The following is a 6504-nucleotide window of genomic DNA, read 5'->3' as shown; positions in this document are numbered from 1 at the left end:
TTTTTACTGCTCCTAGGCCAAACCTAGTGTACAATGTTTTAAATTTGCGTAGGTGCGAGGGAAGCATACGTTCTTAGCGTCTTGGTAAACTCTAATTTCGCGCTTTTCCTCGCATTTTTCAAAAATGTCCAGTAGTATGGTGAAAAAATTAATCAATGCCATGCCCAAATGGTTTCCAGGACTAAACGATGATTTGCCAGTCTCGACTTGGGTTCGATTGCCAATCACTTATTATCGCCCGGTAATAAAGGGTAGAATCGAGAGCGATCATGCTCAAATCAGTAGCGAAATCCGCCAATCTCTCTATTTTGATATCGATTTTCCGGGAGCGGTAACGAAGGCTACTTTCCCAGGAGGTGCTTTAGGCCTAAAAACGTATTTGGCCAAAAACCTGCAATACCCACAGATTGCTAAAGAAAATGGCGTAGTGGGTTCCGTCTTAGTTCGGTTTACGGTCAGTAAAAATGGGACTCCAGAAAACTTTTTGGTGGAACGAGGAATTGGCGCAGGCTGTGATGAAGAAGCGATCCGCCTGCTAAAAATGATGCCCAAATGGAAACCAGCTACTTTGGACGGAGAACCAATTGCGGCTAAACAAATGATTTATGTTCCGTTTCAGTTGGAAGAAGACGAATTTGCTGATGTGTATAAAGTGGTTGATGCAATGCCTTCTTTTCCTGATGGGCAAGCGGCATTGCTGCGCTATTTGGCGGAAAACATTGACTACCCAACCGATGCCAAAGAAAAGGAGATACAGGGCATGGTAGTGATTGGCTTCATCGTTGAAAAAGATGGGAGCCTTTCTCATTTTAAAGTTGCTAAAGGAATTACCAAATCTTGTGATGAAGAAGCCTTGCGCGTAATTTCGCTCATGCCACCTTGGATTCCTGGCAAATTAAAAGGACAAGCGGTACGCGTCTTTTTCAATTTGCCAATTCGATTCAAACTGGGATAAAAGAGCAAGTCAGCTGACCATGAATTGATTTTGGAACTAAATAACTGTTACAATATGGAACACCTAATACAAGCACACCAGCCAATTTCAGGCGCATTTGCCAATTGGAAATGCAATGCCTTTCAGGTTTGTCTATTGCTGTTTTTTTTACAGTACAATCTTACCGCAAAAGCAAGTGCTCATCGAGACTCCCTTCCTGGAGAAATTCACCGCAAGGTGGATCAATTGCCCAGTTTCCCAGGCGGGCAGCAGGAACTTTTTGCTTTTTTAGCCGAAAACCTCAATGTCCCTGTTTCTCCCCAAGCGAACAAAACACTCGGGCAGGTAGTGGTGAAATTTATAGTTTTTAAAGATGGTACAATTGGAAATGTCGGCATCATGAAAAGCCTGGCACCAGCAGCAGATGAGGAAGCCATACGTGTAGTCAAAGCAATGCCAAAATGGATTCCGGGGAAACTCAAGGGCGAAGACGTCAATGTGGAAATGGGCTTACCTATTCGTTTTGACTTTCTGGCAGAAGCAACCTTTGTGAAAGGTAAACTCACCTGTGAGGGAGTAGATAAAGTAGCCAGATTTCCAGGCGAGGGGGAGGCTTTAATGAAATACATTGGCCAAAATTTAGTCTATCCTAAATCAGCAATACGTGATAAAATCCAGGGTGATGTATTGGTTCAATTTTTCATCGAAAAAGATGGGCGTGTTACCCAACCTATCGCCACGCGTGGATTAGACTCAAGCATCGAAAAGGAGATCTTAAGATTGTTTGCTAAAATGCCAAAATGGGAACCAGCCCTACTTAATGGAGAACCCGTGCGAACCGTAGTACGCGATTTTGAAATCGTTTTACGCATTTATTGATCTTGACTGGAACTCTGAATTGATTAAAGGATGGTTTATAGTTGATGGCTTTTTTAGTCACATAGATTGTTGCCTAAAAGAGCCATTTTTTCAATGGATATAGAGCACTTTGAACTCAAAAACCAGATTTTCCAGAATAATCCATAACTTCGGCCAAACTGCCGAACCAAGTGAATCGCGTCCAATACCTGCACAAACTCCAAACGGAATCCTTCGACATCTGCATCATCGGCGCGGGCGCTTCAGGCGCCGGATGTGCCCTGGATGCAGCGTTACGCGGCTTCAAAGTCGCCTTGATTGAAAAAGACGATTTCGCCGCTGCCACCTCCTCCAAGTCGACCAAACTCATCCACGGCGGCGTTCGCTACCTGGAGCAGGCTGTCAATAATTTTGATTTGGGCCAACTCAAACAAGTGCGCCACGGACTGGAAGAACGGCATATCGTGATCCAGAATGCCCCTTTTTTGGCCCATCCACTGCCCCTGCTTACCCCCTGTTATTCCTGGGTGGAAGGCTGTTATTACGCCATTGGCCTACGTGTTTACGATGCCTTTGCCAAAGGGGACTCCATGCCCAAAAGCCGCTGGATCAGCAAAAAAGAAGTTTTGCAACGCGCCAAAGGCCTGAGCCCCAAGTTGCACAGCGCCGTGTTGTACTACGACGGCCAGCTCGACGACGCCCGCTACTGCATGCTCCTGGCCAAAACGGCAGCAGAAAAAGGGGCCGTCCTGGCCAACCACCTCCCCTTGCTCGGTTTTGAAAAAGACGAGCAGGGCAAACTCCTCGCCGCTCAAGTCCAAGATGAGTTGAGTGGAGAAAAATTTTCCATCCGTGCTCGTTTGTTCATCAACTGCACGGGAGCACACGCGGATTTTGTACGCCAACAGGCCAATCCAACGCTAGAGGCACGCATCATTCCCAGCAAGGGTGTGCACGCCGTTTTACCCCTCGAAGCGCTGGGTAGCACAGAAACAGCACTCTTGATCCCCAAAACCACCGATGGCCGGGTCATCTTCGCCATTCCCTGGGAAAACAAACTCCTGCTGGGTACCACCGACACGCCCTACCCCAGTGAAGAAGAACCCGTTCTAGAGCGGGCAGAAAGTGAATTTTTAATCGAAAACCTCAACCGCTATCTGGCCCAACCCATCGGAGTAGACCAGGTCCAAGCTGGTTTTGGTGGCCTGCGCCCTCTGATCGCCTCCGATCCCAGCCGCTCCACCAAAGCCCTGGTACGCGACCATGAAGTGGAATGGGACGCCCAGTCGGGACTACTCAGCCTCTTGGGTGGCAAATGGACCACTTACCGCCTAATGGCCGCCGATACCATCGATGAGGCTTGCCAACATTTGGCCAGTACACAAACCTGCAGCACGGCAGAACAACTACTCGCCGGTGCCGAAGCTTACGATCCGCTAGCCTGGAAAAACTGGACTACCCAGTTTGGCCTGGACGCCGATGTTTGTGAACACCTTTCGCTCAAATACGGTAGCCGCGCCATGCAGGTGCTGGAATTGTTGGGGGAAAATGCAGCATGGAAGACCCGTTTGCATCCCGCCTACCCTTTTATCCAAGCGGAAGTCATCTATCAAGCCCGCGCCGAAATGGCAGTGCACCCACGAGACGTACTGGCCCGTCGCCTGCGCTTGGAGGTGCTGGATTGGGCGGCAACAAAGGAGGTGACGCCGCTGGTTACGCAATTGTTGGGCCAGGAGTTGGGCTGGTCAGCTGAGCAGGTTCAAAATGCGGCAAGCGCTTATCAGGGCTTGATTGCTACCTTTCAGTCAAAGGTCTAGACACTAATATTTTTTCTTATTTTCGCCCAGTTTTAGCAGCAATCGATTATGGAAAAGAACACCTTTGTTCGGGCCTGGTTGGTGATTGTATTGGCAGCCCTGTGGCTGTTGACTTACCCCTCTGTGCACGATCGAATCCCCTGGTTAAAAGAACACTTGCGCGGCTACAACTTTTATGAGTCGCTGCGCAGCACCCAACCCAAAAACAAACAGCGCGACGCCGCCAAAGCCAAGGCCAAAAAACCGGCTGCCCCGGTCATCAACCCCGCTTCCGAAATCCAGATCAGCGCCTACGACGCCAATGATCGGTACCATGGCTTGACCTATTTAGCCAATTTTTATGAAAAACTGCGCCAGCGCAAAAGCCAAATCCGCATCGCCTACTACGGCGATTCCTCCATCGAAGGCGACCTCATTTGCCAAACTTTTCGCGATAGCCTCCAAAAACGTTTTGGCGGCAAAGGGGTCGGTTATGTTGGCATCGACAACCCCATTCCGGGCTTTCGACAGTCGGTGCGTTTGAGTTTTTCCAACAACTGGCAACGCAAAACCGTGATCGACAAAGACCCCGGGCGTTTCCCTTTCGGGATTTCGGGTGAAAACTTTCGAGCCTTGTTCCCCCGCTTGATTGTCCCCAAAGACACGACTGGAGAACTAGCTGCCATTGACACCGCGCCCCCACCCAAACCCATACCCGTACACCATTGGTCAGAATGGGGCGCAAGCAAAAGTTTTTACGGCACCCGGAGTTTTTCCTCGGTACGTTTGTTTTACGGCCAATCCCAGGGGGATAGTTTGGCCCAAACCATCCGCAAAGTCACCAGCACCTACAATGGCCGCAGTCGCGAAATCCTGCTGGATGGGCGCGAAATCCTGAACAGCATCACCTTGGCCGACTCCATGACAACCAGGGTGCGGGCCGATTTTAAAATACCAGGATCATTGCCCTTGTACGGTGTCAGTTTGGAAACACCAAACGGCGTCATTGTGGACAATTTTTCGCTGCGCGGCAATTCTGGTCGGAGCCTGATGCGCATCAGCCAGGAACAACTCAGCAGTTTTCAAAGCACCCTGGATTACGACCTGATCATCCTGCAATACGGCCTGAATGTGCTCAATGCCAAACTGCAAGACTACAGCTGGTACACCCGCGAAATGAATCCAGTGATTGAGCATTTTCATAAGGCCATGCCTGGAGTACCGATCCTGCTGATTGGCCCCTCCGACAAATCGATCAAAACTGGTGCAACCATGCATTCCGACCCCAGCGTTTATCGGATCACGGAAGCCCTGCGGCAATCGGCGATGGACAAAGGTTGCGGTTTTTTTAGCTTTTATGAAGCAATGGGTGGCGAAGACTCGATGGTGGATTGGGTGGAAAGGCGTCGCCCCAAACTGGCCAACCTCGATTATACCCACTTCAACAGCAACGGGGCCAAAATCGCGGGCAACTTCCTCCTGACTTTTTTGTTGGGTGGGCACACTGAATACGAACTTGCCTACAAGCAACGGCCTTTGTAACTTACGAACGTTCTTTACGATATTAAACTTGGATCATGCCAACTGACGACATTTTAGACCATTTTGACTGGGAAGAAGAAGCCGCTGCTGACCGAAAACTGGACGAGCTATTGGAACAGGCCTTTACACCCGATGTCGAAACAGTCCGCATCCAACGCTACGCGTTTAGTTGGCAAGCGGAACTGGCCAAGGTGATTTTGCGCAACCAGCAGATTCCCAGTTTTATCACCAATACACTAACCAGCAACATCTTGCAACTGGAATGGGCGCAGGTGGATTTGTACGTACGCGCTGAAGACGCAGAGCAGGCCCTGGCCATCCTTGAAACAAACAACGACACGGAAGAGCCTGAAGAAGTTGGAGCATAGCCTTTTTTATTTCAATAAAAAGCATCGCTTGAAGGAATGAAACACTGCTTAACTCAACCTTCTCAACTTTCTCAACCTCCCTCAACCAAAAAAATATGGCTTTGATCAAACCCGTAAAAGGTATTGCCCCTCAATTCGGCGACAATTGTTACCTGGCTGAAAACGCGGTCATCGTAGGTGACGTGGTGATGGGCGCTGATTGCAGCGTCTGGTTTCACGCCGTCATCCGTGGCGATGTGAACGCGATTCGTATGGGCAACAAAGTCAACGTGCAGGACGGTGCCATCATCCACTGCACCTACCTCAAAGCCGCCACCACCATTGGCAACAACGTATCCATCGGCCACCGCGCCCTCGTTCACGGCTGCACCATCCACGACAATGTACTCGTGGGCATGGGCGCCATCGTAATGGATCACGCCGTGGTGGAAGAAAACGTGCTGATCGCCGCCGGGGCCGTAGTCCTGGAAAACAGCCGCCTGGAAGCCGGACACATCTACGCTGGCGTACCCGCCAAAAAAATCAAGGCCATCAGTGCCGAAACGTTTAAGGATACCATCGAGCGGATCGCAAACAATTATGTGATGTACGCGGGATGGTTTAAGGAGGAGTAGGCCCTACTCCTGGTTGAGCAGGCGGAAAAAGTTTGAACCGCGGTAGGCTCCAAAGCCTGCGACCGTCGAGCTGACGCGCAGCGTCATCAAAAGATCGACGAGCGCCCACGTAGTGGCTCGTAAAATCTTAGACCAGAAAGACAATCTCCGTTAAGTTTAACTCCCTACCCACCACTTCGTGGGCGCTCGTCGGTCCCTTAATGCTCGCTGCGCGAGCGGGCTCGACGGTCGCAGGTGCCTAGATCCTACTCCTGGTTGAGCAGGCGGAAAAAGTTTAAAGCACGGTAGGCTCTGAGACGTGCGACCGTCGAGCTGACGCGTAGCGTCATCAAAAGATCGACGAGCGCCCACGTAGTGGCTCGTAAAATCTTAGACCAGACAGAAAATCTCCG

The 6504-nt window shown here is 50.2% G+C and carries 6 protein-coding genes; all 6 read left to right on the top strand.

The features are described from left to right. Positions 1-136: 136 nt before the first annotated feature. The 6 genes from ACEW9O_RS00720 (at position 137) to ACEW9O_RS00695 (ending at position 6112) form a co-directional block, all read left to right on the top strand. Positions 137-955, top strand: a complete 819-nt coding sequence (locus ACEW9O_RS00720; protein WP_373548193.1) for an energy transducer TonB — start codon at positions 137-139, stop codon at positions 953-955. A 24-nt stretch (positions 956-979) separates the two neighbouring features. Next, positions 980-1813, top strand: a complete 834-nt coding sequence (locus ACEW9O_RS00715) for a TonB family protein (protein ID WP_373548192.1) — start codon at positions 980-982, stop codon at positions 1811-1813. Positions 1814-1983: 170 nt separating this feature from the next. Further along, positions 1984-3609 (top strand): glycerol-3-phosphate dehydrogenase/oxidase, encoded by a 1626-nt coding sequence (locus tag ACEW9O_RS00710; protein ID WP_373548191.1) that lies wholly within the window; start codon positions 1984-1986, stop codon positions 3607-3609. A 48-nt stretch (positions 3610-3657) separates the two neighbouring features. Then, positions 3658-5130, top strand: a complete 1473-nt coding sequence (locus ACEW9O_RS00705) for a GDSL-type esterase/lipase family protein (RefSeq protein ID WP_373548190.1) — start codon at positions 3658-3660, stop codon at positions 5128-5130. Between the two features lie 35 nt (positions 5131-5165). Next, the gene (locus ACEW9O_RS00700; protein WP_373548189.1) at positions 5166-5498 is read left to right on the top strand and encodes a putative signal transducing protein; all 333 of its coding nucleotides are present in this window, start codon (positions 5166-5168) and stop codon (positions 5496-5498) included. Positions 5499-5593: 95 nt separating this feature from the next. Continuing rightward, positions 5594-6112 (top strand): gamma carbonic anhydrase family protein, encoded by a 519-nt coding sequence (locus ACEW9O_RS00695; RefSeq protein ID WP_373548188.1) that lies wholly within the window; start codon positions 5594-5596, stop codon positions 6110-6112. Positions 6113-6504 lie beyond the last annotated feature (392 nt).

The sequence above is a fragment of the Haliscomenobacter sp. genome, from assembly GCF_041740695.1.
Classification (GTDB): Bacteria; Bacteroidota; Bacteroidia; order Chitinophagales; family Saprospiraceae; genus Haliscomenobacter.
The sequence above is the reverse complement of the archived record's forward strand: the minus strand, read 5'-3'. Positions and strand labels throughout refer to the sequence as shown.

Excerpts from the sequence above, each read along its gene's own strand:
- ACEW9O_RS00695 (WP_373548188.1), top strand. The coding sequence starts at position 5,594 with ATGGCTTTGATCAAACCCGTAAAAGGTATTGCCCCTCAATTCGGCGAC.
- ACEW9O_RS00720 (WP_373548193.1), top strand. The coding sequence starts at position 137 with ATGGTGAAAAAATTAATCAATGCCATGCCCAAATGGTTTCCAGGACTA.
- ACEW9O_RS00700 (WP_373548189.1), top strand. The coding sequence starts at position 5,166 with ATGCCAACTGACGACATTTTAGACCATTTTGACTGGGAAGAAGAAGCC.
- ACEW9O_RS00705 (WP_373548190.1), top strand. The coding sequence starts at position 3,658 with ATGGAAAAGAACACCTTTGTTCGGGCCTGGTTGGTGATTGTATTGGCA.